This is a genomic window from Gibbsiella dentisursi (assembly GCF_039539505.1).
In the GTDB taxonomy this organism is placed as follows: Bacteria; Pseudomonadota; Gammaproteobacteria; order Enterobacterales; family Enterobacteriaceae; genus Gibbsiella; species Gibbsiella quercinecans.
On the sequence record NZ_BAABDG010000002.1, the window covers coordinates 1,897,154 to 1,921,789 of the forward strand.

At 60.8% G+C, this 24,636-nt stretch carries 22 protein-coding genes; 14 read left to right on the top strand and 8 right to left on the bottom strand.

Features of this window, described 5'->3' with window-relative positions:
* Positions 1-44: 44 nt before the first annotated feature.
* Positions 45-1,481 (top strand): 16S rRNA (cytosine(1407)-C(5))-methyltransferase RsmF, encoded by a 1,437-nt coding sequence (gene rsmF, locus ABFX35_RS09085; protein WP_346080416.1) that lies wholly within the window; start codon positions 45-47, stop codon positions 1,479-1,481.
* Between the two features lie 96 nt (positions 1,482-1,577).
* Positions 1,578-1,826, top strand: a complete 249-nt coding sequence (locus ABFX35_RS09090; protein ID WP_095848510.1) for a YebV family protein — start codon at positions 1,578-1,580, stop codon at positions 1,824-1,826.
* Positions 1,827-1,903: 77 nt separating this feature from the next.
* Here the strand turns inward: ABFX35_RS09090 and ABFX35_RS09095 are convergent, their stop codons facing one another.
* The gene (locus ABFX35_RS09095) at positions 1,904-2,296 is read right to left on the bottom strand and encodes an ASCH domain-containing protein (RefSeq protein ID WP_346080917.1); all 393 of its coding nucleotides are present in this window, start codon (positions 2,294-2,296) and stop codon (positions 1,904-1,906) included.
* A 360-nt stretch (positions 2,297-2,656) separates the two neighbouring features.
* Between ABFX35_RS09095 and ABFX35_RS09100 the strand changes: the two genes are divergently transcribed.
* Both ABFX35_RS09100 and ABFX35_RS09105 read left to right on the top strand, forming a co-directional pair.
* Entirely contained in the window at positions 2,657-2,728 is a 72-nt protein-coding gene (locus ABFX35_RS09100) for a hypothetical protein (protein WP_279027296.1), read from the top strand.
* Positions 2,729-3,048: 320 nt separating this feature from the next.
* Positions 3,049-3,258 carry a hypothetical protein gene (locus ABFX35_RS09105; protein WP_095848507.1) on the top strand — a complete coding sequence of 70 codons (210 nt, stop codon included), beginning with the start codon at positions 3,049-3,051 and terminating at the stop codon, positions 3,256-3,258.
* Positions 3,259-3,560: 302 nt separating this feature from the next.
* Here the strand turns inward: ABFX35_RS09105 and ABFX35_RS09110 are convergent, their stop codons facing one another.
* Together ABFX35_RS09110 and ABFX35_RS09115 are read right to left on the bottom strand one after the other, a co-directional pair.
* Complete coding sequence (locus ABFX35_RS09110; protein ID WP_346080419.1) at positions 3,561-4,751, bottom strand: M20 aminoacylase family protein; 1,191 nt, start codon at positions 4,749-4,751, stop codon at positions 3,561-3,563.
* A 22-nt stretch (positions 4,752-4,773) separates the two neighbouring features.
* Entirely contained in the window at positions 4,774-6,087 is a 1,314-nt protein-coding gene (locus tag ABFX35_RS09115; protein ID WP_279027281.1) for an MFS transporter, read from the bottom strand.
* A 147-nt stretch (positions 6,088-6,234) separates the two neighbouring features.
* Here ABFX35_RS09115 and ABFX35_RS09120 point away from each other — a divergent pair, with 147 nt between their 5' ends.
* From ABFX35_RS09120 to ABFX35_RS09165, 10 genes are all read left to right on the top strand, one after another.
* Positions 6,235-7,158, top strand: a complete 924-nt coding sequence (locus ABFX35_RS09120) for a LysR substrate-binding domain-containing protein (protein ID WP_279027283.1) — start codon at positions 6,235-6,237, stop codon at positions 7,156-7,158.
* Positions 7,159-7,488: 330 nt separating this feature from the next.
* Positions 7,489-8,490 (top strand): ABC transporter substrate-binding protein, encoded by a 1,002-nt coding sequence (locus tag ABFX35_RS09125; RefSeq protein ID WP_279027284.1) that lies wholly within the window; start codon positions 7,489-7,491, stop codon positions 8,488-8,490.
* Positions 8,491-8,603: 113 nt separating this feature from the next.
* A complete protein-coding gene (locus ABFX35_RS09130) occupies positions 8,604-9,476 on the top strand; it encodes an ABC transporter permease (RefSeq protein WP_279027285.1) in 873 nt (290 codons plus the stop codon).
* The gene (locus ABFX35_RS09135; RefSeq protein ID WP_279027286.1) at positions 9,476-10,252 is read left to right on the top strand and encodes an ABC transporter ATP-binding protein; all 777 of its coding nucleotides are present in this window, start codon (positions 9,476-9,478) and stop codon (positions 10,250-10,252) included. The genes ABFX35_RS09130 and ABFX35_RS09135 overlap by 1 nt, the downstream gene beginning before the upstream one ends.
* Positions 10,253-10,256: 4 nt before the next feature.
* A complete protein-coding gene (gene hisD, locus ABFX35_RS09140) occupies positions 10,257-11,579 on the top strand; it encodes a histidinol dehydrogenase (protein WP_346080423.1) in 1,323 nt (440 codons plus the stop codon).
* Positions 11,580-11,601: 22 nt separating this feature from the next.
* Positions 11,602-12,939 carry a hypothetical protein gene (locus ABFX35_RS09145; RefSeq protein WP_346080425.1) on the top strand — a complete coding sequence of 446 codons (1,338 nt, stop codon included), beginning with the start codon at positions 11,602-11,604 and terminating at the stop codon, positions 12,937-12,939.
* Positions 12,936-13,925 (top strand): zinc-dependent alcohol dehydrogenase, encoded by a 990-nt coding sequence (locus ABFX35_RS09150; RefSeq protein ID WP_346080427.1) that lies wholly within the window; start codon positions 12,936-12,938, stop codon positions 13,923-13,925. Before ABFX35_RS09145 ends, ABFX35_RS09150 begins: the two co-directional genes overlap by 4 nt.
* Before the next feature lie 9 nt (positions 13,926-13,934).
* Positions 13,935-14,717 carry an SDR family NAD(P)-dependent oxidoreductase gene (locus ABFX35_RS09155; protein ID WP_346080429.1) on the top strand — a complete coding sequence of 261 codons (783 nt, stop codon included), beginning with the start codon at positions 13,935-13,937 and terminating at the stop codon, positions 14,715-14,717.
* Between the two features lie 195 nt (positions 14,718-14,912).
* Entirely contained in the window at positions 14,913-16,172 is a 1,260-nt protein-coding gene (locus ABFX35_RS09160; protein ID WP_279027297.1) for an MFS transporter, read from the top strand.
* On the top strand, positions 16,169-17,611 hold the full coding sequence (locus ABFX35_RS09165) for a glycoside hydrolase family 32 protein (RefSeq protein WP_346080431.1): 1,443 nt from the start codon (positions 16,169-16,171) through the stop codon (positions 17,609-17,611). The genes ABFX35_RS09160 and ABFX35_RS09165 overlap by 4 nt, the downstream gene beginning before the upstream one ends.
* Before the next feature lie 32 nt (positions 17,612-17,643).
* Here the strand turns inward: ABFX35_RS09165 and ABFX35_RS09170 are convergent, their stop codons facing one another.
* From ABFX35_RS09170 to hutH, 5 genes are all read right to left on the bottom strand, one after another.
* Positions 17,644-18,645: a LacI family DNA-binding transcriptional regulator gene (locus tag ABFX35_RS09170; RefSeq protein WP_121554832.1), complete on the bottom strand. Its 1,002-nt coding sequence runs from the start codon at positions 18,643-18,645 to the stop codon at positions 17,644-17,646.
* A gap of 161 nt (positions 18,646-18,806) precedes the next feature.
* On the bottom strand, positions 18,807-19,892 hold the full coding sequence (locus tag ABFX35_RS09175) for an iron-containing alcohol dehydrogenase family protein (RefSeq protein ID WP_279029144.1): 1,086 nt from the start codon (positions 19,890-19,892) through the stop codon (positions 18,807-18,809).
* Positions 19,893-20,102: 210 nt separating this feature from the next.
* On the bottom strand, positions 20,103-21,239 hold the full coding sequence (gene hisC, locus ABFX35_RS09180) for a histidinol-phosphate transaminase (protein ID WP_346080434.1): 1,137 nt from the start codon (positions 21,237-21,239) through the stop codon (positions 20,103-20,105).
* 7 nt (positions 21,240-21,246) lie between these two features.
* Entirely contained in the window at positions 21,247-22,935 is a 1,689-nt protein-coding gene (gene hutU, locus ABFX35_RS09185) for a urocanate hydratase (protein ID WP_346080436.1), read from the bottom strand.
* Positions 22,936-22,999: 64 nt separating this feature from the next.
* Positions 23,000-24,556 carry a histidine ammonia-lyase gene (gene hutH, locus ABFX35_RS09190; protein WP_346080438.1) on the bottom strand — a complete coding sequence of 519 codons (1,557 nt, stop codon included), beginning with the start codon at positions 24,554-24,556 and terminating at the stop codon, positions 23,000-23,002.
* Positions 24,557-24,636: the final 80 nt, after the last annotated feature.

Here is a 24,636-nt window from a genome sequence, read left to right on the forward strand (position 1 = left end):
TGCTAAAATCCCGCCTTTCATTTTTACAGCCCAGAGAGTTTCCCGTGGCCAAACCCGCCTCCGTATTGCTACCGCCCGAATTTCTTGCATCAACACGCGCCATTATGCCGGCCGAACTGTCGATGGAGGCGTTCATCGCCGCCTGCCAACGCCCGCTGCGCCGCAGCCTGCGGGTGAATACGCTTAAAATCAGCGTGGCGGACTTCCTGGCGCTGGTGCAGGGCTACGGCTGGCAACTGGAGCCGATCCCATGGTGCGCCGAAGGGTTTTGGATCAGCCGCGCCGATGAAGAGCTGCGGCTGGGCAACGCGGCCGAGCACCTGAGCGGCCTGTTCTATATCCAGGAAGCCAGCTCCATGCTGCCGCCCAGCGCGCTGTTCGCCACAGAAACGGCACCGGGCCGAGTGCTAGACATGGCTGCCGCGCCCGGCTCAAAAACCACGCAAATCGCCGCGCTGATGCACAATGCCGGCGGCGTCGTCGCCAACGAATACTCCGCCAGCCGGGTGAAAGTGCTGCACGCCAATATCAGCCGCTGCGGGGTGAAAAACGTCGCCTTGACCCATTTCGACGGGCGAGTGTTCGGCGCCGCCTTGCCGGAAAGCTTCGATGCCATCCTGCTGGATGCCCCGTGCTCCGGTGAAGGCGTGGTGCGCAAAGATCCGGTCGCCATGAGCAACTGGTCGCCGGAAAGCGTGGCCAGCATCGCCGCCACCCAGCGCGAGCTGATCGATAGCGCATTTCACGCATTGAAGCCCGGCGGCGTGCTGATTTACTCCACCTGCACCTTGAACGAACAGGAAAACCAGCAGGTGGTGAACGGCCTGCTGACCGCCTACCCCGAAGCGGTAAGCGTCGAACCGCTGGGAGATCTGTTCCCCGGCGCTGAAAAAGCGCTGACGGCGGAAGGGTTCCTGCACGTCTTCCCGCAGATTTACGACAGCGAAGGCTTCTTCGTTGCGCGCCTGCGCAAAAACGGCTCCGCCCCGGCGCTGCCTAAACCCAGCTACAAGGTCGGCAAATTCCCCTTCACCCCCCTCGCGGCCAAGGCAGCCGCCCAGTTGTGCCAGAGCGCCGCTGCGGCCGGGCTGGCATGGGATGAAAATAGCCGCCTGTGGGAACGGGATAAGGAAATTTGGCTGTTCCCCGCCGAGCTGGAGCCGCTTTTCGGCCAGGTACGTTTTTCCCGCATTGGCCTAAAGCTGGCCGAACGCTTCCCGAAAGGTTACCGCTGGCAGCACGAAGCCGTGATTGCGCTGGGCGATGGCCGTGGCCGGCAGGCCTTTGAGCTGAACGCGGAGCTGGCACAGGAGTGGTATCACGGGCGCGATCTGTATCCCACCGACTTACCGGCAACCGATGAGTGCATCGTCACTTATCAGCATCAGCCGCTAGGAATCGCTAAACGCATCGGTAGCCGCATCAAAAACAATCTGCCGCGTGAACTGGTGCGCGACGGCGCGCTGGATTTTCACCCATAGCGCGGACTTCGGCGCCCACGGTGGCATTTTTTGCTCTGTTGACTATGCTCATAAAGGACTGGTCGTACCTCCCTCCCCACAGAGTAAGGAGTTCCTATGGGCAAAACCGTAGTAAAAATCGGCACCTTCGAGATTGACGATGCGCATCTTTCCCCCGCCAATGGGCAGGCGGAGGGAGACAGCACGTTGAGCATTCCCTGTAAATCAGATCCTGATTTATGCATGCAGTTGGATGGCTGGGATGAGCACACCAGTATCCCTGCCGTGCTCAATGGGAAACAATCTTTGCTGTATAAGCACCACTACGATAGCCAGGCCGATGCCTGGGTGATGAAACTGAAATAATGGCTGGAAAGACAAGGAGCGCGCTGTGATCCGCAACGGCACTGCGCGTTTTTTTATTGCCCCGGCACAGCCAGCGATCAGAACCGCTCCACCACGTTGAAGTGCATCAGGATCAGCGACATGTCCGGTGAAAACATCTCGTACTCTTCGAAGAAGCGTTTATGCTCCCGGCGCCAGTGCGCCAGCGAACGGTCGCCTTCGCCTTCCGCGTAGGCATGGGCTTCGTCCACCTGATCGTAGGTTTTCAGATCGACCGCGGTCAGTTCCACCGCACACACCGGCTCCCCCTTGCCGTCGACAACGACGAAAGCGTCGCCCACCACCGGGATACCGTCTTCATCCAGTGCTGAACAGGTGGCCGTTTTCTGCCCATTGAGCACCAGCGCGACTAACTCATCCGCCAGTTGCTCGGTATCGCCAAAAGCCCAACGCTCGGCATTTTCATACTTCTTCGGTACCGCTGTTGACATCATTTACCCTGCGTGATTGCATTAGAGAGGCAACAGAATAATACGCCCTCTCAACGTGAGGAAGCAGAATTGGCAATCCCTCCCACCGCCAATACGGATTTACCCTATTTTACCCGTCGGCTATTGCCCGGGAGTATTACGCAGGCATACTGGTTGGCTACACACGTAAGCCGCAGCGCCGCACCAGGTGGAAATATGAAGAATTCCGATAAAGATCCCGATGATACCTTCAGTGATTTATTAAAAGTGATCGCGGTGGCGGTTATCATCATTATCATTGCATGTATCTGGTATATTAGCGCCTAAGCGAATAAGGAGGTTCAGGTGGTCACCAAACGTATGCGGCTAAAACACTGGAAAATGTTTATCATTCTGGTGTTGATTTGCCTGGGGTTGTTGCTGTTGCGCTGGGCGGCAATCGCTTTCGGCTAAGGTTGCGTGCGAGCTGCGGCTCAAGCAGCTCGCGCAGGTAGGCAATACGCGCTTCCCCCTGCGGCAGCCACCAGCGGCACAACCCATTCTGTACTTCAGCGTGTTGGCTCAGGCGGTAATATTCAGCCAGTTGGTCCACCAGGTTCATTGCGCTTCCCTCCCTTGATTATTCGGTACCTTCATTATCAGGTGAATAACCAGAAGAAATACTGACGAATTAATTTTTATACTTCCTGTTTTCGGCCCGATTAGCCACCTGGAGTAGCGACATGGGTGTACAATTGCTACATTGAGCAAAAATCACCCAACCGAGGTAACCCATGAATTTCTCGGAGCAGGAGATCAAACCCGTATGGGATGAAGTCGCCCGCTTGATTGGTGAAAGCGTGATGGAACTGCGCCATCGGGGTGAAGTTTTATCGGTAGAAACCTTGGCAAAACACCTGGAGCAACAGCGGGACAACAACCGGGATATTGAATCGCGCATTTTGATCGGTGCGGCAATTAATATGCTGAAGGATAAAAAATGAATCGCCAACCCGAAGGCTGGCGATCCGTTAGAAACCCGAGGTATGCAAGCCCGGCTTTCTGTGCACATTATCGCACTCGCAGGCCGCGCCGTTAATAAGAATCGTCGGATTTTTGCATAATTAACAGCATTTTTCTCTCATCACTTGCCGTTTAATTTGGTCACGACAGATATCGTGCCTATTCCTGCGCCCTCTACCGCCGCCACGCCCCAGCGAAGGTTCAAAAAATCCCGGGTGATGAACCCTGAGCGTTGTGTATAAAAGACAGCCAGAGAAGAGGATGGTTGGGGTTGCGAAACCACTTATTCCGCGCCCAGTTCCAGCTTCACGATATTGATCCAATACCCGATGCCGAGCGGCAGGATCTCATCATTGAAATCAAACAGCGGCGTATGCACATGATGATAGCTGCCGTCGGGCTTAACGCCGTTGCCAATCAGCATAAACGCGCCCGGCCGGGCCTTCAGCATATAGGCGAAGTCCTCGCCGGCGGTAATCGGCGGATAAGCCGCATCGACGCCCTTCTCACCCACCGTGCATACGGCGGCGGCAGCGGCGAGTTCCGTTTGCGGCGCGGCGTTGACCAGTGCGGGATATCCCCGTTCATAGCAGACCTCCGCCGTACATTGGTGCGCGGCCGCCAGGTTTAGCGCCAGTTCGGTCAGCCGCTGTTCCAGCGTATCCCTGACCGACGCCTCATAGGAGCGGGCGGTTCCGCGTACGACGATCTCGCTGGGAATGACATTCGCGGAACGCTCATGCCCCGCCGAAATATAACCGGCGCTAAGAACCGCTGTCTCACGGGCTGGCACGTTACGGCCAATAATGGTTTGCAGCCCCAGCAGGAAATGCGCCAGCGGCATGCTGGGATCGGTGGCACGATGAGGAACCGCGCCGTGCCCGCCAGTGCCCTTGAATTTGACGGTCCAGGTATCCACGCTGGCCAGCATCGGGCCGGGCCGGATGCCGAACCGGCCGACCGGCAATCCCGGCTCGTTGTGCAATCCGTAGACGGCATCGCAGGGAAAGCGCTCAAACAGCCCTTCTTCGATCATCACACGCCCGCCGCCGCCTTCCTCTTCCGCCGGTTGAAAGATAAGATGAACCCTCCCGGCGAAGTCGGGATGTTCGGCAAGATAGCGCGCCGCGCCCAGCAACATCGCCGTGTGGCCGTCATGACCGCAGGCGTGCATTTTCCCTTCGTATGCAGAGGAATACGGTAAGCCGGTCGTTTCCTGCAGGTTAAGCGCATCCATATCCGCCCGGAGCCCGATACGGCGTTTCCCCGGCCGGTTGCCGACGATGGTGCCGACCAGTCCGGTGCCGGCAAGCCCGCGTGTCACCTCGATGCCCCAGCTTTCAAGCTTTCTGGCGATAATCCCGGATGTTCTTTCCTCTTCGAACGCCGCCTCGGGATGCTGGTGAATATCCTGCCGCAGGGCGATTAATTCAGGCAGGTATTCGCTGATTTCATCAAATATCGTGTTCTTCATTATTTCCATTCCCCTACTCGATTTAATCATTAAGCCGGACATGCCGCGTCTCACGCATCATCAGCATGGCAACGACGGCGACCGCATTGGCGATGACCAGATACCAGGCCGGCGTCATCGGATTACCCGTAATGCCAATCAGCCAGGTGACCACAAACTGCGCCGTTCCGCCGAAAATGGTGACGGCCACGGCGTAGGAAAACGAGAGGCCAAGGCTGCGCACATGGCTTGGGAAAGACTCGGGGATCATGCCCAGCATTACGCCGGCATTGATTGAATGCAGCGTCACCAGCAGCGCGACCATCAGCAACAGCATGGTTCCCGTCTGATGATGCGTGATCAGCAGGAAGGCGGGATACGCCGTCAGCACCAGCAGCGCGCGCGGAATAATCATCACCACCTTGCGGCCGAAGCGGTCGGAGAGCCAGCCGCCGACCAGACTCATTACCGCCATGGTGGCACCGGTGACGAAGGTCGCCAGCATGGCAACGCCCATCGGCAGCTTGAGGGTCGTCAGCGCGTAGGTGGTCATATAGCTCGAAATATACATGGTGACGGCGCCGCCGGCGATAGCGAGACCGGCAAGCACCACGGTACGGCCATGACCAGCGAACAAATCGGCGAGCACGGCTTTTGTCGAGCGGTGCGCCTGCCCGCTATTGAGCGTCTCGGGCAGCCGATTACGGATATAGATGCCGACTGGGGCAATCAGAACGCCCAACAGGAAGGGCACGCGCCACCCCCATGACTCCAGACTCTCTTGCGGTAAAATCTGCGTCATAAGAAAACCCATCAGCCCGGCGAACAGGAAAGCCAATCCCTGACTGGCAGACTGCCAACTGGTATACAGGCCGCGTTTGTTGGCGGGCGCGCGCTCCAGCAGGTAGGTGGTGGCCGGCCCCATTTCGCCGCCGGCGGAAAATCCCTGAATAAGACGCGCCAGCACCACCAGACAAGGCGCCGCGATGCCAATCGACGCATAAGGCGGAATAACGGCGAGCAAAGCCGAACTCAAAGCCATCAGGGAGATGGTCAGGGTCATTGCCGCTTTCCGTCCTTTTCGATCGGCATAGGCGCCGATCAGGATCCCCCCCAGCGGGCGCGTCAGAAATCCGACGCCGAACACCGCCACCGAAAGCAGCAGGCTGCCCAACGGCGTTTCCGCCGGAAAAAACTGTCTGGCAATAACGGCGGCAAAAATGCTGTAAATGGTAAAGTCATAAAACTCAAGCGCGTTTCCAAGTGTGACCGCCCCAATACTCGCCGTCCTCCCCGGCGCGTTAGCCTCTGTTTCATGCTGCTCGCGGGCGGAAACCGCCGCCGTCGTTCTTTCCATACCTGTCCCCCGGATTACATGTGATTTTTGTCTTCCAGGTCAGACTAGCGAAAATAGTTAATTTGAAAAAATGCATTAATATTGAACAATACGTACATAAAATGTATGTTTTAACCAAACTGTCATCATAAATATTCAGGTGAAAACGTGTCCTATTCGATCAAACACCTGCATTATGTTGTCGCGGTAAAACAGACCGGTTCGCTCGCTAAAGCTTCCGAAAGCATGTCGGTTTCCGTGTCCTCGATCCGTGAAGCCATTCGCCTTATCGAAGCCAAGCTGCATATCAGCCTGTTCCGCAGCGAACCGGCCAAGGGAATGAAACTGACCCGCGACGGGGAACGATTCGCCGCGCTCGCCGAAGAGTTTCTCAGCGCCTATCGGGGGTTTGAACAGGCGGCGGCGCATATCCCCCTGGATTGGGAGCGCGATATTTCTCTGGGGGTGCTTGCCAGCGCGGGGCCACTTATCATGCCGGCGCTGCTCGCTCAGTTCTCCCGTTCTGTTTTGAACGGACATATCCAGCTCGTTGAGCACGGTTCGAAAGCACTTTCAGAAGCGGTTCGTTCCGACAAACTCGCGGCGGCTTTTACCTTCAATGACGATCTCCACCCCTCGCTGGCGTTCGTCGAGTTGTTCAAACCTCCCCTTCACGTCGGCCTGCACCCGGCCCATCCGCTCGCCGGGAAAAACACAATCCATTTATCAGAGTTGGAAGAAGAGCCATACATTCTGCTCGATTTCGACGGTGCCCGGCGCTATTACGCGGGACTTTTCGATCATCATGGGATCAAACCTCAGGTCGCCTATACGGTGAGTTCGCGCGAGATGGCATACAATATGGTGGCCGCCGGCCTCGGTTATTCGGTGTTCAACCTTTGTCCGCTGCCGCCCCAAAATCGACCGTTGTCTGAAGCGATCGTGCGTATTCCGCTGGAGTCGGACTACTGGAGTCCGGCCTTCGGCATGATCCATCTGCGCAGCCGCAATGGCGGCCTGATTGACGGTCTTTATCAGACCTGCCGTTCCATTGCCGGCAGATCCGGGAATGGCCGCTATCAGACGCATTGATCTTCACGCCTTCACCGGGATGACCCTGCGCCGCAATGGTCATCTGCGTTCACTCAACCAACGCTAAACATTCGGGTGCCCACACGGCGCCCCATCATTGCCCACCCGCGCCAAAGTTGGGCTCAGTGGTGGTGCAAGCGCCGCTAAGCCAAGGCAAAACCGCCGTTCGCGCAACCCATAACTAAATCAAAGTTTTTATAAATCAGCTAGCTGATAAATATCCTCGCCGATCCGCCGCGATTGGCCTTTAACTTGCTTTGGCTTGTATATACATGGACGGACATTACCGATGAGGACATCAACTCACCAGTGCGAAAGATGAGGGTTCTAATGAAGCAACCAATAACAACGTTGAAAAAAATGCTCGCCGCCGCCTGCTGTATCGGGATGCTGTCGGCCCAGGCACTCGCCGCCGACGCCCCGCTGCCCAAACCGGAGCCCGGTACCTTTAAAATGGGCATTGAGCCCTGGCTGGGCTATGGCCAATGGCACGTAGCCAACCAACTGGATTTATTTAAACAGCAAGGGCTGGAAAAGGTTGAGATCATCAACTTTGCCGAAGACAAAGACATTAACGCCGCGCTGGCCAGCGGCCAAATCGATGCGGCCAATATCGCCACGCATACCGCGATGGGGATGGTTTCCGCCGGTTTGCCGGTGAAAATCGTGCTGCTGCTCGACCAGAGCCAAACCGCCGATGCGCTGATTGTCGGCGCGGGCATCAACGCCCTGACCGATCTGAAGGGCAAACAGGTTGCCTATGAAGAGGGCACCACCAGCGACATTCTGCTGCATAGCGCCCTCGCCTCGGCCAACATGCAGTGGAGTGATATCGTGCCGGTGCCTATGCCGGCCGATTCCGCCGGCAGCGCCTTGATCGCCAAGCGCGTGACCGCCGCCGTCACCTACGAGCCCTACCTGAGCATGGCGAAAAAACAGGATCCCAACGTAAAACTGCTCTACAGCGGTGAATCCGATCCGGGCCTGATCAGCGACGTCCTGGTGGTGCGTGATGACGCCATCAAAAACAAACCGGGCCAGGTAGCCGCGATGATAAAAAGCTGGGATGCCGCCCTGCAGCGCTATCAGCAAAACACCGCCGAAGGCCGGGCAATCATCGCCAAACAGGTGGGCGCCAGCCCGGCAGACCTGGAAACCGCCTTCGACGGCGTGAAGTACTACACGCTGGCGGAAAATAAACAGGTATTGAGCGAACATTTCGCCAAAGTGACCTTTGCCCACGTGCTGAAAGCGGCCACGGAAGCCAAACTGGTAAGCAAGCCGGTCACGCCAGAACAAATTATCGAACCGAAGTTTGTTAACGGCCTGTAAGGCCGTTTTGCCCCTCGTTTCTGGCGAGGGGTTTTCGCGTGCCCGTGCAACACCCACCCTGCCGGCAGCATACCGGGCCGACAGGGTGCGAGATAACACCAGAGGAAACACCGATGAGTTCAGTGAAATTGGATGCGCCGGAGACGCGCGCCCAAACGCGCCCACCCCATCAACCCAATCATAAAAAACGCCGCTCAGCCGGCCTGTTTGTGATCGGCAAAACGCCCTCGCGCAAACTGTTCGTCAGCATTGCGGTGGCGGTATTCGCCCTGCTGCTGCTCAGTTGGTGGCTGGCAACCCGCAGCGGCGCGGTGCCGGCAATCTTTATGCCGACGCTGGGCAACGTTTGGCAGCGCATGATCAGCCTGGCGCAGGACGGCACGCTGTGGAGCGATATCCGCAGCAGCCTGTATCGTATTTCCATCGCCTTTCTGATCTCATCAGTGATGTCGATCGTGATCGGCGTACTGGCCGGCTGCTACGGTTTTTTCAAGGCGATCACCGAGCCGCTGGTGGACTTCATCCGCTACATGCCGGTCGTCGCCTTTGTGCCGTTGACCATCCTGTGGACCGGCACCGATGACTTCCAGAAATTCCTGATTATCTGGATCGGCACCTTCTTCCAACAGGTGTTGATGGTGATCGATGCGGTAAAACGCGTTCCGGGTGATTTTGTCGGCCTGGGGCGCACGCTCGGCATGCCGGATCGCAACATTCTGTTCAAAATCGTGCTGCCCGGCGCACTGCCGGAAATCTGGGACGCACTGCGCATTAGCCTGGGCTGGGCATGGACCTGGCTGGTGCTGGCCGAACTGGTTGCCTCCACCTCCGGGTTGGGTTATCGCATCGTGGTGTCGCAGCGTTTCTTCCAGACCGACACCATCATCGGCTACATCCTGTTGCTCGGCCTGCTTGGCCTGGTTACCGATCAGGCGATGCGCGCCGCCGAGCGCGTTCTGTTCCGTTACAACGCGAGGCGCAAATAATGGCTACCTTAACCATCAGCGGCCTGAACAAAAGCTTCCGGGTCGGCAAGGGCACGCGCCAGGTATTGCATAACATCGATCTGACGCTGGGCAACAACGAGTTCGTTTCCGTGGTCGGCAGCTCTGGCTGCGGCAAAAGCACCCTGCTTTCCATCGCCGCCGGGCTGGAGGATTTTGACGACGGCAGCGTGCGCGTCGACGGCGAGGATATCCGCGGGCCGGGCATCGATCGCGGCGTGGTGTTCCAGTCCTACACGTTACTGCCGTGGCTGACGGCGCGGCAAAACATCGAATTCGCGCTCAAGGCGGCCGGCTATGCCCGGGCAGAATGCCGGGAGATCGCCGATAACCATCTGGCGCTGGTGAACCTGACGCCGTTTGCCGACGCCTACCCCAACGAGCTTTCCGGCGGGATGAAACAGCGGGTGGCGATCGCCCGGGCGCTGTCATACCGGCCGAAAATCCTGCTGATGGATGAGCCTTTCGGCGCGCTGGATGCCATGACGCGCCACCAGATGCAGCTGTTGCTGACGCGCATCTGGGAGACCCACCGCCTGACGGTGATGTTCGTCACCCACGATATTGAAGAGGCCGTGTACCTGTCGGATCGCATCGTGGTGATGGGGCCCGGCAACATCAACACCACCTTCCAGGTTGACCTGCCGCGCCCACGCAGTGAAGAGATCAGCGCCGACATGCGCTACATCGAGCTGCAACGCCAGGTTCTGAAATCCATCAGGGAACAGGCTTCCCAACACGAATTTGCCCAGGAGTAAACGCATGACACAGACAGTGACCTTTCACGATCTTAGCGATTGCCAACAGTTGCCGGAGGCGTTGTTTAAACGCACCGAGGCGGATCTGTCGTTCTTCATCGAACGGGTTCAACCGATTATCGCCGCCGTGCGCAGCGAAGGCGATGCGGCGCTGCGGCGCTTTGCCCGCGAATTCGACGGCGTGCAGGTTGAACAAATGGCGATCCGCGCCGAAGAGAGCGAATTTGAAGCCGCGTTTGCCCGGCTGGATCCCAAAGTGATCGAATCCATTTCCTTTGCGGCGGAAAATATCCGCGCCTTCCACCAGGCGCAAAAGCCCGAAGAAATGTGGTTGAAGGAGATGCAGCCCGGCGCCTTTGCCGGCGACCGGATGGTGCCGATCGACTCCGTAGCCTGCTATGTGCCGCGCGGTAAAGGTTCTTTCCCCAGCGTGCTGCTGATGACCACCATTCCTGCGGTGGTGGCCGGCGTGCCGCGCCCGGTGGTGATCACCCCACCCGGCCCGGACGGCAAGGTGGACGACGCCACGCTGGTGGCGGCCCGCCTGGTCGGCATCAAGGATATTTATAAGTGCGGCGGCGCCCAGGGCGTGGCAGCCGTGGCCTACGGTACGGAAACGGTGCCCAAGTGCCTGAAAATCGTCGGCCCCGGCAGCCCGTGGCTGGTTGCTGCCAAACGCCTGTTGGCGCAACATATCGATCCCGGCGTGCCCGCCGGCCCGAGCGAGAGCATTATCCTGGCGGATGAAACCGCCAACGGCGCCCTGGCCGCGTTGGATCTGATCATCGAATCGGAACACGGCCCGGACTCCTCCGCCTGGCTAGTCACCTCCAGCCGCCAGGTAGCGGAACAGGCCATCACCGCCCTGCCCGGCTACTGGGCGCAATTGGATGAAAAACGCGCCGGCTTTTCCCAGGCGGTGCTGTGCGGCGAACACGGCGGCGTGGTGTTAACCCGCGACTTCGCCACCGCCGTGGAGTTCGTCAACCAGTATGCGCCGGAGCACCTGGAAATTCTGGCGGAAGAACCGCTGGCGGTGATGGCGACAATCCGTAACGCCGGCGAGATTTTGCTCGGCAACTATACGCCGGTAACCCTGGGCAACTTTGTGCTAGGGCCGAACGCGGTGCTGCCCACCAACGCCGCGGCCAAAGTGGCCGGGCCGCTTTCGGTGTTCGACTATATGAAACGCATTTCCGTCGGTTACGTTACCCGCAGCGGTTATGATTCCCTGGCGGATAAGGCGCACGATTTTGCCGTGTACGAAGGTTTTACCGGCCATGCGCTGGCGGTATCTCCGTTACGCAAAACCCTGCTCGGCCGTTAACCCCAAACCCCGGGAGGTTGTGATGACCGATAGTCCCATTCCCCAGCGTGAACCGCTGGCGGCCCAGGCGCGCGCCCTGACGCACGCCGGTGAATGGCAGCAGGCCGCCGCCAAACTGCGCCAGTTGGTCGGGGAGATTACCGGCGCGACGGTAACCCAGTTGGCCATCAACCGCGATCAGTACAGCCTGAACTCGCTAAACGGCACGCTGACGCTGGCCGACGGGCGCGGGCTGTTCTTCAAGTATCACCATGAGGAAGGCGAAGATCACACCATCGAGGAGTATTACAACGCCGAGTTGCTGCGCGACAGCGGCTTTCGCGTCGACGTGCCGCTGTACGCCTGCGGTGAACCGGGGCGGCAGATCCTGCTGTACCGCCTGCGCCACGATCGGCGCCTGGCGGACGTTTGCCGCGAGATCGAACTGCATCAACGCTGGGACGCCGCCGCGCCGGTGATTGCCGCCCAGCAACGCGCCGATCGGGAAATCCTGGCGCTGACCCTGCCGACGCTGCAGGCCGGCGAGCCTGGCGCAGTAGCACGGGAGCCGATCCACCAGTTGTTCCACCACCGGCTGGTCAGCCCTGGTGCCGCGCCCGGCTTCGGTGGCCGGGCGGCGCAGTTCTATGTCGGCCAAACATTCACGTTGGCGCAGCTCACGCTGCCGTGGGCGCAGTTGAAAAACCTGCGCTGGCAGATAAACGGCATACTTTACCCGCATACGCTGGGGGAATTGCTGTTGCAGGCCGGCGAGCTGCTGGCACCGGCAAGGCTGGCGCAGCACGGCGTCGTCACCGCCCACGGCGACGCGCACAACGCCAACGTGTGGTATGAAACCGAACACCCGGAGCCGCAACTGGTGAGTTTCGATCCCGCCTTCGCCGGGCGCCATATCCCGGCGCTGCTGGCGGAGATCAAGGCCACGTTTCACAACATCTTCGCCCATCCGTTCTGGCTGTATGAACCCCAGCGCTGTGATGAGCGTTACCAAATCAACGTGCAGTTGCAAGGCGACCGCCTGCTGGTGGAACACAACTGGCAGTTGACGCCGCTGCGCGCGCCCTTCCTGCAAAGCAAAGGTGAAGGCTACTGGCGGCCATTATTGGCCGAGCTCAACGCCCGCGGTTGGCTGCCGGCCAACTGGCAACGGCTGATGCGGCTGGCGCTGTTCTGCTGCCCAACGCTGGTGTTGGATCTGCGCGCCGGCGGCGGCGGCGGCGGCGGCGGCGGCCACAATGCCACCAGCTCGGCGCTGGGGTTCGCCATCGCCGTGATGCTGGGCAGCGAACCGCTGGCCGGGGAGGATATCGCCAGCCGCTGGTTCAAACTTATCGATCCGGCGAACGGCGGTGAAGCATGAAAGCCGCCCGTTTTTATGGCATTGGCGATCTGCGCATCGAACAGATCCCCCCGCCCGCCGCCCCACCCGCCGACGGGGTGTGCCTGCGGGTGCTGGCGGCCGGCATTTGCGGCTCCGATCTGCACAACTTCCGCACCGGCCAGTGGATCGCCCAACTGCCGGTAACGCCGGGGCATGAGTTTTGTGGTGAAGTGCTGGCGATCGGCAGCGCGGTGCGCGGGCTGGCGGTGGGCGATCGCGTGGTGGCGGATTCCCGCGCCTGCTGCGGCGTTTGCCCCGCTTGCCAGGCCGGGCGCAGCAACCTGTGCCCGCGGCTCGGCTTCGTCGGCGAAGTGTGTGACGGCGGCTTTGCCGAACTGGCCCTGTTGCCGGCATCCAGCTTGCTGAAGGTGCCGGCAACGCTGCCGGCGCCGATCGCTGCCCTCTGCGAACCGCTGGGGGTCGCATTGCGGGTGGTAAACCAACTTAACCCACCGCCCGGCGCGCCGGTATGGGTCGCCGGCGGCGGCACCATCGGCGGGCTGGTCGCGCTGCTGCTGCACCATCTGCGCGCCTGCCCGCTGTTATTGGCCGAGCGCAACCCGCAACGCCTGGCGTTGCTGCAGCGCGTTCTGCCGCTGCAAGCGCTGGAATTAGGGCGCCCGCTGCCGCAGGCCGTTGCTTTTGCCGTGGAAGCCACCGGCTCAGCCGGCGTACTCAATCAGTTGATTGAACATATCGCCCCCGCCGGGCGCATCGCCATGGTCGGCCTGTTCCACGGTCAGGCGCCGATTGACGCCAACCGCTTGGTAGAACGTGAACTCACGTTGGTGGGATGCAGCGTATTTGCCGACGAGCAGCAACAGGCGATCGCGCTGCTGCCGCAGCTTGCCGATAAACTGGCGCAGTGGCTGTCGCCACCGATCGCCCTCGACGCGCTGCCGCAGGCTTATCAAGCGTTGCTGGCCGGCGATGCCGCCGCGTTGAAAACCATCGTGGTGCCTTAAGGAGAAACTATGCAAAACGCAACTTTACCGCCTGGGCTGGCGCCGTTTTCACTGCAGGGCAAACGGGCGCTGGTAACCGGGGCGACGCGCGGCATCGGCCAGGCGCTGGCCATCGGGCTCGCCCAGGCCGGCGCGCAGGTGATCGTCGCCGGCCGCCAGCGTGCCGCACTGCAAGCGGTGGCGCAACAGTTGAACAATTGGGGCGAACACCCGCAGATGGTGCAACTGGACGTGCAGGATCCGGCGTCGATCCGCGCGGCGTTCGCCAGCCTGGCCGACAAACCGTTGGATATTTTGATCAACAACGCCGGTATTGAACAGGTACGCCCGTCGCTGGAGGTTGACGAAGCGCTGTGGGACAACATCCTCAATACCAATCTAAAGGGGGCGTTTTTCTGTGCGCAGGCCGCCGCACGCTTAATGATGGCGCAGGGCAGCGGCAGCATCATCAACCTGTGTTCGCTGACCACCGCCGTTGGCGTGCCGGGCGCCACCGCTTATGGCGCATCGAAATCCGGGCTGGCGGGCATGACACGCGCGCTGGCCAGCGAATGGGCGCCCCACGGCATCCGGGTGAACGGCATCGGCCCCGGCTATTTCCAAACCGCCATGACCGAAGTGTTTTACCAGGACAGCGACTGGTGCAGCGCCATGCAAAGCAAGATCCCGATTGGGCGCTTTGGCGAACTGCAGGATCTCACCGGCGCCGCTATCTTCCTCGCCAGCCCGGCAGCCGCCTATATTACCGGGCAGATCCTTTACGTTGACGGCGGCTACCTGGCCAGCATCTAAACCCCACCCCTGCGCTTATCTCTCGCCACGAGGGATAAGCGATGCCCATGATCAACACGTGATTTCGATCACATCGCAAAAATGTTAACGTTAACTTTTGTGATTAACATCGCAATCAGCCGCGATGGTATCTTTATCTCGTTAAAAGTTAACGTTAACAATAGAGCCAATCTCACTCATCAGGGCAACATCACCATGAACCGCGAAACCAAAAAGTACTATGTGCTCCTGAGCGGCCTGCTGTTTTTTTTCTTTTTTACCTGGTCGTCCAGTTTTTCACTGATTTCCATCTGGCTTAACCAAAAAATCGGGCTGAAAGGCGCCGAAACCGGTTTGATTTTCTCGGCCATTTCGCTGGTTGCCCTTTGTGCCCAGCCGCTGTACGGCTTTATTCAAGACAAGCTTGGCCTACGCAAACATCTGCTGCAGTACCTGGGCGTGATGCTGCTGCTCACCGGGCCATTTTTTATTTACGTTTACGCGCCGCTGCTGGCCATGAACCTGCTGCTGGGCGCGCTGATCGGCGGGCTGTTTATCGGCGCCACCTTTTTTGCCGGCATCGGCGCGCTGGAATCCTATACCGAACGCGTCAGCCGTATCGTCGGCTTTGAATTTGGCCGCGCCCGCATGTGGGGCTCGCTCGGCTGGGCCTGCGCCACCTTCTTCGCCGGATTCATTTTCAACATTAACCCCAACATCAACTTTTGGCTGGCTTCAGCTTCGGCAGTCGCGTTTCTGCTGCTGCTCAGCCAGGTGCGTGAGCTAAAACCCAATGCCATGGCCGGGTTGGAATACGGCAAGCCGGAAAATCTGCAGCTCAACGACGCGCTGGCGCTGCTGCGCCTGCCGGGATTTTGGGCGTTGGTGGTGTTTGTGCTCGGCATCAGCGTGTACAACGTGTTCGATCAGCAGTTCTCGGTCTATTTCGCCTCACAGTTCCCAACCCACCAACAGGGCAACGAAATGTACGGCTTCCTCAATTCGCTGCAGGTGTTCCTGGAAGCCGGCGGGATGTTTCTGGCGCCGTTCCTGGTGAACCGCATCGGCGCTAAACAGGGCCTGCTGCTGGCTGGCGCCGTCATGGCGCTGCGGATGTTCGGTTCGGGGCTGGCCAGCGGCGCACTGATGATTTCCGCCATGAAGCTGTTACACGCCGTTGAATTGCCGATCCTGCTGATCGCGCTGTTCAAATACATCGCCACCCGCTTCGATAGCCGGTTGTCTTCCACGTTGTATCTGGTGGGCTTCCAGTTCATCACCCAGGTGATGGCCAGCTTCCTGTCGCCGCTGGCCGGCCACGGCTATGACCATATCGGCTTTGCCGCCACCTATCTGCTGATGGGCTGTATGGTCGCCTTTACCACCCTGCTTTCCTGTTTCCTGCTGCGCGGCGAAAACGCCGGGAAGGATGCACACTTTCAACCCACGATAAAATCAAGCGAGTCGATGCAATGAAAAATGCCTTACTGTCCGCCGATCATGCCGTTGAAGCCCTGCATGCTCAACGCCAGGATGATTATTATCCACGTTTTCACCTGGCGGCGCAGGCCGGCTGGATTAACGATCCCAACGGCCTGATCTGCATCAACGGCGTGTACCACGCGTTTTATCAGCACCACCCTTTTGATGCGAACTGGGGGCCGATGCACTGGGGCCATGCCACCAGCCACGATTTGGTGCACTGGCAACATCAACCGATCGCACTGGCGCCGGGCGATGAGTTCGATAAAGACGGCTGTTTCTCCGGCTGCGCGGTGGACGATCGCGGCGTGCTGACGCTGATCTACACCGGCCACGTCTGGCTGGGCAAAGCGGGCGATGACGACCAGGTGCGCGAAGTTCAGTGCCTGGCCACCAGCAGCGACGGCGTGCACTTCGTCAAACATGGCCCGGTGCTGTTGCCGCCAGAGGGTATCCAGCACTTTCGCGATCCGAAAGTCTGGCAACAGGACGGCCAATGGTGGATGGTGGTCGGCGCCAAGGAAAACCAACTGGGCCAGGTTCGCCTTTACCGCTCGCACGATCTGCGTGCCTGGACATTCGAGCGCGTGCTGGCGCGCGCGCAAACCACCGCTGAAGGATATATGTGGGAATGCCCCGACTTCCTCGCGCTGGGCGAACGCCACCTGCTGATGTTTTCGCCGCAGGGGCTGGCCCCGCAGGGCTACCATAACCGTAACCGTTTCCAGAGCGGCTACCTGCTGGGCGATTGGCAACCGGGGCAGGCATTCACCCCCAACCAGCCGTTCCGCGAGCTGGACGCCGGGCACGATTTCTATGCGCCGCAGTCTTTCACCGCGGCCGATGGGCGCCGCATGCTGTTCGGCTGGATGGATATGTGGGAATCGCCGATGCCGAGCAAAGCCCACGGCTGGGCCGGCGCGCTTACCCTGCCGCGCGAACTTTCGCTGGATACGGATGGCAACGTGTTAATGAACCCAGCGCGGGAATTGCGTGCGCTGCGCGGCGAAACTCAGTCATTCGGCGCTGCGCAGTTGCGTAACCAGCGCCTGGTGCTGGGCGCCGCGCTTCAGGAGCTGGCGCTGACGGTGGACACCGCGGCGAGCGACGCGGAACGTTACGGTGTCACCATTGGCAACGCCGCCCGGTTGTATATCGATAACCAGGCGCAGCGGCTGGTTCTGGAACGGTTTAGCGATGATCCGGGGCTGTGCGGCTGCCGCAGCGTACCGCTGCCACCGGCGGGAAACATGCAGCTGCAGGTGTTTATCGATCGCTCTTCCGTCGAGGTGTTCGTCAATCAGGGCCGCGCCTGCCTGACCAGCCGCATTTACCCGGCCGACGGTGAGCGCACCATCAGTATGTTTGCCGAAAGCGGCGCGGCGGCCTTCGGCGAACTGCACGCCTGGGCGCTCGGCAGCATCTGGGAATAATCCCTTTCCCGCCCTCATGGGCGGGAACCCCATCACAGCGACGCCCGCAATAACAGCGGGCAAGCCACCTTCACGGTTTGCCGGTGCTCAAGCTGATTGATCAGATGCAAAGCCGCCTGGCGGCCCAACTCATAATGCGGCAACTGCACCGTAGTCAGCGGCGGTTGGAACAGCTCGCCAATGCCGACCATATTGTCATAGCCCAACACCCCAACCTGCTGCGGGATCTGCCAGCCTTGCGCCAACAGCGTCTGGTAGACCAAAAACGCCACCCGATCGTTGCCGCACACCACCACGTCGCAATCACGCTTGCCCGGCGAAAAATGGCGCGCCAACAGCGCCAGGCTGTCGAGATAGTGCCCATCGCCTTCGCTAAGATCCAAATGGTATTGCTTAAGCTGGGCAACGTCACCGCCGGCCTCGCGCCAGGCACGCTCCAGCCCGCGGCGGCGTAGCCCGGCGGCCGGGATGCCTTCCGGCAGATGGATGCACAACGGCGCGCGATAGCCTTTGGCGATCAGCGCTTTCATCGCGTCATACTGGCCTTGTTCATCATCGGGAATGTAGCTGGCGATAGCGTTGCCAGGGCTGGTACAGTTGGCCAGCACCAGGCGTTTATCCAGCAGTTTCGGCGGCACCGTCACCTGCCGCAGCCCCATGGTGGTAAAGATCACCCCATCCGGCCGGTGCGCCAGTAGCAAATCAATGGTTTTTTCTGCGCTGTCGTCGGCAAACAGGTTGACGACAAAGCTGTTCCAACCGTGTTCGCGCGCGGTTTTTTCAATCGACAGGATGATTTCAACGGAAAACGGCGTGGTGGCGGTATCCAATGCCAGCACGCCGATAGTTTGCACCCGGCTGCGATCGCCGCGGATGCGCCGGGCGGAGAGATCCGGCACATACTCGAGCCGATCGATGGCCTGCTTCACACGTTGATAGGTTTCGGGGCGCAGCTTATCGGGTTCGTTGATCGCACGAGAAACCGTCATCAACGACACACCAGCCAGTTTTGCAACGTCTTTCAGCGAGGCCATTCACCCTTCTCCAAGTGGGATACACGCGCGCTATGGCGCGTTACCGGCCTGCTGACGATCAACTACATCGCCGCCTGCCGGCAACACGCATTATTTCGCGTATCAAGGGCGAAATAATCCCACAAATCGGCCCGCAGCTCTAGCTGGGTAAAGCGCTAACGCTACAGCCGCTGCGCCAGCGCGTGCACCCGCTGGATGGCCTGGGCCACCTGTACCGACGTGACCGGCTGCGGCATATTGGCCATATCCGGCGCATCCACCGCCGCAGCCACAATGGCGTCGATCTCGTCTGCGGTCAGATCGTCGGCGATCTGCGCCATGTGCAGCGGGATATTACAGGCTTGCGCCAGTTTCAGCGCCTCCAGCAACTCTTCGTCGCTGCGTTGTTCGATCGCCAGCAGGCACAGGTTGCCGTACCCCACCAACAGGCCGTGGCCGAAATCGCGGGTTTTGTCACAGACGGTGAAACCTTCAAACAGCGCGTGCGCCGCGGCGGCATGGGCACCGCTGCCCATCAGCGATGTCAACCCGGCAAACAGGAAGATGGCGTCCAGCACCTGTTCCAGCTCCGGCGTGGTTTCCCCGCGCTCCGCCGCCTGGCTAGCCGCGGCGCCGTAGGTTTCAATCAATTGGTAGCAGATACGGCTATTGGCCTGCGCCGCCAGCGCCATCCCGCCCACTGCGCCGTTACGGCTGATAGCGCGGTATTCATACCATTTGGCCAGAGTATCCCCCAGCCCGGCCGCCAGCCAGCGCGTCGGCGCCTGGGCCAGCAGTTGGCTGTCGATCACCACCGCCACCGGCGAATTCGCCAGGTGCAGCATGTCGCGGAAATGCCCGTCGGGGTAATAGCGCACGGTCAGCGGCGTTACCGCCGCACAGGTGGCGGCAATGGTGGGAACGGTAATCACTGGCAAGGCGCAAAGATTACCGACCGCTTTGCCGGTGTCCTGTGCTTTACCGCCGCCGGCGATAATCAGCACCTGTGCTTTTTCAGCCCGGGCCTGCGCCGCCAGGCGGTTAATGTTTTGCTCAGTGCACTCGCCGCCGAAATGTTCGCTGGCCACCAACTCCACCGCCGCGGCCCGCAGGCAATTACCGATGGTCGCCTCCGTCACCGCCAGCGCCCGTTCGCCGCCAATCAGCATGGCGCGCGAACCGTAATCCGCGCACAGTGTTCCAATCTCTTCCAACGCCCCGGCGCCGCGCACGATGCGCGCCGGAAAAGCGATTTGTGTTACAGACATGCGACTTCCCTCCAGCCAACCTGTGGCCGCAAGCCAATAGGGCTTGCGTGCTGCACGCGGCGCCGGCCTGGCGGCGCCCACGCGCGAACGATAATCATACTGTACCTTCCCGCCTCGGCGATCGCCGCATGCGCGACGCCCACCGGCACCACCAGCCTATCACAACCGGCCGGCCATGCTGCGTTAACCTTACGCCATTTTGATCTGGCGCTAGACGGCGGCCAGCACCTGCGCCAGCGCCGCCAGAAAGCGCCGGTTATCTTCCGCGCTGCCGATCGAGACACGCAGGAACTGCTGATAACCGGGCTCACGCCAGGGTTTGACGATAATGCCGTGCGCCAGCAGCGCTTCTGCGATTTCCGTGCTGGGATGGCCGCAGTCAAAAAACAGGAAGTTGGCGTATGAGGGCGCCACTTTCAGCCCCATGTCGCGCAGTTTGGCCGCCATGGCGCTGCGCGCGGTGCTGACCCAGGCCACGCTGTAGGCCACATGATCGCGATCGCGCAGTGCCGCCAACGCCGCGCTTTGCGCCGAACGGTTGATATTAAACGGCGTGCGCACCCGGTCCAGCAACCCGATCAGCTCGGCATCGCAGGCCATGCCGTAGCCCACGCGCAACCCCGCCAGCCCATAGGCCTTCGAGCAGGTGCGCAGTACGATCCACGGCCGGGGCTGCTGCGGCAACAGTGACAGGCTGTCCGGGTAGTCCGCCTCGTGTGCGCAGTACTCATAATAGGCTTCGTCGATCACCAACAGGCAGTCCTGCGGCACCGCGTCAATCAGTTGCAGGAACGCGTCGCGCCCCAGCATGCAGCCCACCGGGTTCGACGGGTTGCTGAACACCACCATTTTGGCCGGTTGCTGCAGCGCCTGGCGCCAGGCGGCCAGATCGAACTCCAACGCCCCACTGACCGGCACCATAGTGACTTCAGCGCCCATCATGCGCGGGTATATCTCATGCAGGCCGAATGACGGCAGCAGCGTCACCACCCGATCGCCCGGATTGATAAAGGCTAGGCACAGCATCTCGAGGATGTTTTCCGAACCGTTGCCCACCACGATCTGCGCAGACGGCACGCCGGTTTGCCCGGCGATTTCCGCCCGCAGCGCCAGGCTGTTGGGATCCGGATACACCCCGCTGTCGCGGCTCGACACGTGTAACGCCAGTTGCACCTGGGGGCTGGCGCCGAGCGGGTTTTCATTGCTCGCCAAGCGCGCGACATCAGTGACACCGTAACGTTCACGCACGGCGTCGCTGGAAAGCCCGGCGTTATAAACGCCGAGCGCGCTGGCCTGCTGGCGGGCCAGGCGGCGCACCGCCTGCGCCGTGGCTGAAAGCGTCTCCATTCTCACCTCACAGGTTAAGCAGCGGCAAATTCAGCTGATGTTGTTCGGCACAGGCAACGGCGCTGTCGTAACCGGCGTCCGCATGGCGCATGACGCCGGTGGCCGGATCGTTCCACAACACGCGGGCCAAGCGTTTATCCGCGTCTTCGCTGCCGTCGCAGACAATCACCATCCCGGCATGCTGGGAGAAGCCCATGCCGACGCCGCCGCCGTGATGCAGGCTGACCCAGGTTGCCCCGCCCGCGGTGCTCAACAAGGCATTGAGCAACGGCCAGTCAGACACCGCATCGGAACCGTCGCGCATCGCTTCGGTTTCACGATTGGGGGATGCCACCGAGCCACAGTCCAGGTGATCGCGGCCGATGACGATCGGCGCTTTCAGCTCGCCCGTGCGTACCATTTCGTTGAAGGCCAGCCCCGCCAGATGGCGTTCGCCCAGCCCCAGCCAGCAGATACGTGAAGGCAGCCCCTGGAAGGCAATACGCTGCCGGGCCATATCCAGCCAGTTATGCAGGTGAACGTTATCCGGAAACAATTCTTTCAGCTTGGCGTCGGTTTTGTAGATATCCTCGGGATCGCCAGACAGCGCCACCCAGCGGAACGGGCCTTTCCCTTCGCAGAACAGCGGGCGAATATAGGCCGGCACAAATCCAGGGAAATCAAACGCGTTGCTCACCCCTTCCTCCAATGCGACCTGGCGAATATTGTTGCCGTAGTCCACGGTCGGTACGCCCATCTCATGGAACGCCAGCATCGCCTTAACGTGCACCGCCATCGACTGGCGCGCCGCACTCACCACGCTTTGCGGATCGCTGTTGCGGGCCGCTTGCCAGCGCTCGACGCTCCAGCCGGCCGGCAGATAGCCATTGAGCGGATCGTGGGCGGAGGTTTGATCGGTCACGATGTGCGGGCGCAGGCCGCCGTTGGCCGCGCGCTGCGCCAGCAGCGGCAGAATTTCCGCCGCATTGCCCAGCAGCCCCACCGAAATGGCTTCGCCCTTGGCGCAGGCCTGTTCAATCAGCGCCAGCGCTTCGTCCAGATCGTCGCATTTATGATCGAGGTAACGGGTACGCAGACGGAAATCGATACGTGATTCCTGGCACTCGATCGCCAGCACGCTGGCGCCGGCCAGCACCCCAGCCAGTGGCTGCGCGCCGCCCATGCCGCCCAAACCGGCGGTCAGGATCCACTTGCCGCGCAGATCGCCGCCGTAATGCTGGCGCCCCGCTTCGGCAAAGGTTTCGTAGGTGCCCTGCACGATGCCCTGCGCGCCGATATAGATCCAGGAGCCGGCGGTCATCTGGCCATACATCATCAGCCCGGCCTTATCCAGCTCATGAAAATGCGCCCAGTTGGCCCAGTGCGGCACCAGGTTGGAGTTGGCGATCAGCACGCGCGGCGCATCGCTGTGGGTTTTGAACACGCCGACCGGCTTGCCGGATTGCACCAGCAGCGTTTCGTCCGGGTTAAGCGCCCGTAGGCTGGCCAGGATCGCTTCAAAGCACGGCCAGTTGCGCGCTGCTTTACCGATGCCGCCGTACACCACCAAATCCTGCGGGCGCTCGGCGACGTCGGGATCCAGGTTGTTCTGGATCATGCGGTAGGCGGCTTCGATCAGCCAGTTTTTGCAATGCAGTTCGGTGCCCTGCGGCGCACGCACTTCCCGTGCCACGGCATTTTTGATCGTATCGTTCATGGTAAATCCTTAACGAGTGAGTCAATGACTTCACCGCCAGCGCCTGGCCGGCGGTACAAGAAAATTACAGCGCGCCGTAGCTTGGCAGAATCGCGCTGACGGCCTGCGGCCACTGCCCGGCGGTAGCCCAATGGCGCATAGCTTCCACGTCCGGCGCCATCAGGCGATCCTGTTCGAGGAAAGGCACCTGCTCGCGGATCGCCGCCAGTTGCTGTTCCAGCAACGCGGAGCTGCGTAATGGCCGGTGGAAATCGATCCCCTGCGCGGCGGCCATCGCTTCAACGCCCACCACCACGGCGGTGTTGAAGCACATATCCCCCAAGCGACGGGCGGCATAGGTCGCCATAGAGACGTGGTCTTCCTGGTTGGCGGAAGTCGGCAGGCTGTCGACGCTGCCCGGGTGCGCCAACGATTTGTTCTCGGAGGCCAACGCCGCGGCGGTGACCTGTGCAATCATAAAGCCGGAGTTGATGCCGCCTTCCTTCACCAGGAACGGCGGCAGGCCGGACAGCCCGGTATCCAGCAGCAGCGCCAGCCGGCGCTCGGAAATGGCGCCGATTTCCGCCACCGCCAGCGCGATAATGTCGGCGGCGAACGCCACCGGTTCGGCGTGGAAGTTACCGCCGGAGATCACATCGCCGTTATCGGTGAACACCAGCGGGTTGTCCGAAGCGGCGTTCGCCTCAATGCGCAGCACCCGGGCCGCGTGCAGCAGATTGTCCAGGCACGCCCCCATCACCTGCGGCACACAGCGGATGGAGTACGGATCCTGCACCCGGCCGCAATCCGCGTGCGAACATACGATGCTGCTGTCGGCCAGCAATGCGCTGACCGCCTGCGCCACGGCAATCTGCCCGGCCTGGCCGCGCGCCTGATGAATACGCGGATCAAACGGTTTAACCGAACCTTTGATCGCTTCCAGCGACAGTGCGCCAGCCACCAGCCCGGCGGCGAACACCTGTTCAGCTTCGAACAGCCCGCGCAGCGCCAACGAGGTGGACACCTGGGTGCCGTTGAGCAGCGCCAGCCCCTCTTTCGGCCCCAGCTCAAACGGTTCCAGCCCGACCCTGGCAAGCCCTTCGACGGCGCTGCAACGCTGGCCGTCAACGGTCACTTCCCCCACGCCGATCAGCATCTGCGCCAGGTGGGCCAGCGGCGCCAAATCTCCCGAGGCGCCCACCGAGCCTTTTTCCGGGATGCACGGCATCACGCCGGCGTTGAACAGTGCCAGCAGCGCATCAATAACGGCGATGCGAATGCCGGAGTGGCCGCGTGCCAGGCTGATGATCTTGGTCGCCATGATCAGGCGCGCCACGTTGTCCGGCAGCATGTTGCCCACGCCAACGCTGTGCGAAAGCACCAGGTTGCGCTGCAGTTCTGATAACCGCTGCGCCGGGATGCGCGTTTGCGCCAGCTTGCCAAAGCCGGTGTTAATGCCGTACACCACTTTGCCCTGCTCGAGGATCTGCGTTACCGCCTGCGCCGCCAGCTCGACTGCGCCGCGGGCGCTTTCCGCCAATGCCAGTTTGACGCCGCCGCGATAGATGGCGCGCAACGTATCCAGCTCAACCTGCCCTGGGTGTAGTTCAACCACGCTTACTTCTTGTTTGGTTGGCAACATAGTCTATTCCTGTATATACAAGTACACGTAAAAACTATCCCGACGAATCGGGCTTGTTGATGCGGCTGGCGGCGCCTGCG

Bases quoted from the DNA above. Each gene is read 5' to 3' on its own strand.
- ABFX35_RS09090 (WP_095848510.1), top strand. From the start codon at position 1,578: ATGGGCAAAACCGTAGTAAAAATCGGCACCTTCGAGATTGACGATGCG.
- hutU (WP_346080436.1), bottom strand. From the start codon at position 22,935: ATGAACGATACGATCAAAAATGCCGTGGCACGGGAAGTGCGTGCGCCG.
- ABFX35_RS09175 (WP_279029144.1), bottom strand. From the start codon at position 19,892: ATGTCTGTAACACAAATCGCTTTTCCGGCGCGCATCGTGCGCGGCGCC.
- ABFX35_RS09135 (WP_279027286.1), top strand. From the start codon at position 9,476: ATGGCTACCTTAACCATCAGCGGCCTGAACAAAAGCTTCCGGGTCGGC.
- hutH (WP_346080438.1), bottom strand. From the start codon at position 24,556: ATGTTGCCAACCAAACAAGAAGTAAGCGTGGTTGAACTACACCCAGGG.
- ABFX35_RS09165 (WP_346080431.1), top strand. From the start codon at position 16,169: ATGAAAAATGCCTTACTGTCCGCCGATCATGCCGTTGAAGCCCTGCAT.
- hisD (WP_346080423.1), top strand. From the start codon at position 10,257: ATGACACAGACAGTGACCTTTCACGATCTTAGCGATTGCCAACAGTTG.
- ABFX35_RS09160 (WP_279027297.1), top strand. From the start codon at position 14,913: ATGAACCGCGAAACCAAAAAGTACTATGTGCTCCTGAGCGGCCTGCTG.
- ABFX35_RS09150 (WP_346080427.1), top strand. From the start codon at position 12,936: ATGAAAGCCGCCCGTTTTTATGGCATTGGCGATCTGCGCATCGAACAG.
- hisC (WP_346080434.1), bottom strand. From the start codon at position 21,239: ATGGAGACGCTTTCAGCCACGGCGCAGGCGGTGCGCCGCCTGGCCCGC.
- ABFX35_RS09115 (WP_279027281.1), bottom strand. From the start codon at position 6,087: ATGGAAAGAACGACGGCGGCGGTTTCCGCCCGCGAGCAGCATGAAACA.
- ABFX35_RS09170 (WP_121554832.1), bottom strand. From the start codon at position 18,645: ATGGCCTCGCTGAAAGACGTTGCAAAACTGGCTGGTGTGTCGTTGATG.
- ABFX35_RS09155 (WP_346080429.1), top strand. From the start codon at position 13,935: ATGCAAAACGCAACTTTACCGCCTGGGCTGGCGCCGTTTTCACTGCAG.
- ABFX35_RS09130 (WP_279027285.1), top strand. From the start codon at position 8,604: ATGAGTTCAGTGAAATTGGATGCGCCGGAGACGCGCGCCCAAACGCGC.
- ABFX35_RS09125 (WP_279027284.1), top strand. From the start codon at position 7,489: ATGAAGCAACCAATAACAACGTTGAAAAAAATGCTCGCCGCCGCCTGC.
- ABFX35_RS09105 (WP_095848507.1), top strand. From the start codon at position 3,049: ATGAATTTCTCGGAGCAGGAGATCAAACCCGTATGGGATGAAGTCGCC.
- ABFX35_RS09095 (WP_346080917.1), bottom strand. From the start codon at position 2,296: ATGTCAACAGCGGTACCGAAGAAGTATGAAAATGCCGAGCGTTGGGCT.
- ABFX35_RS09145 (WP_346080425.1), top strand. From the start codon at position 11,602: ATGACCGATAGTCCCATTCCCCAGCGTGAACCGCTGGCGGCCCAGGCG.
- ABFX35_RS09110 (WP_346080419.1), bottom strand. From the start codon at position 4,751: ATGAAGAACACGATATTTGATGAAATCAGCGAATACCTGCCTGAATTA.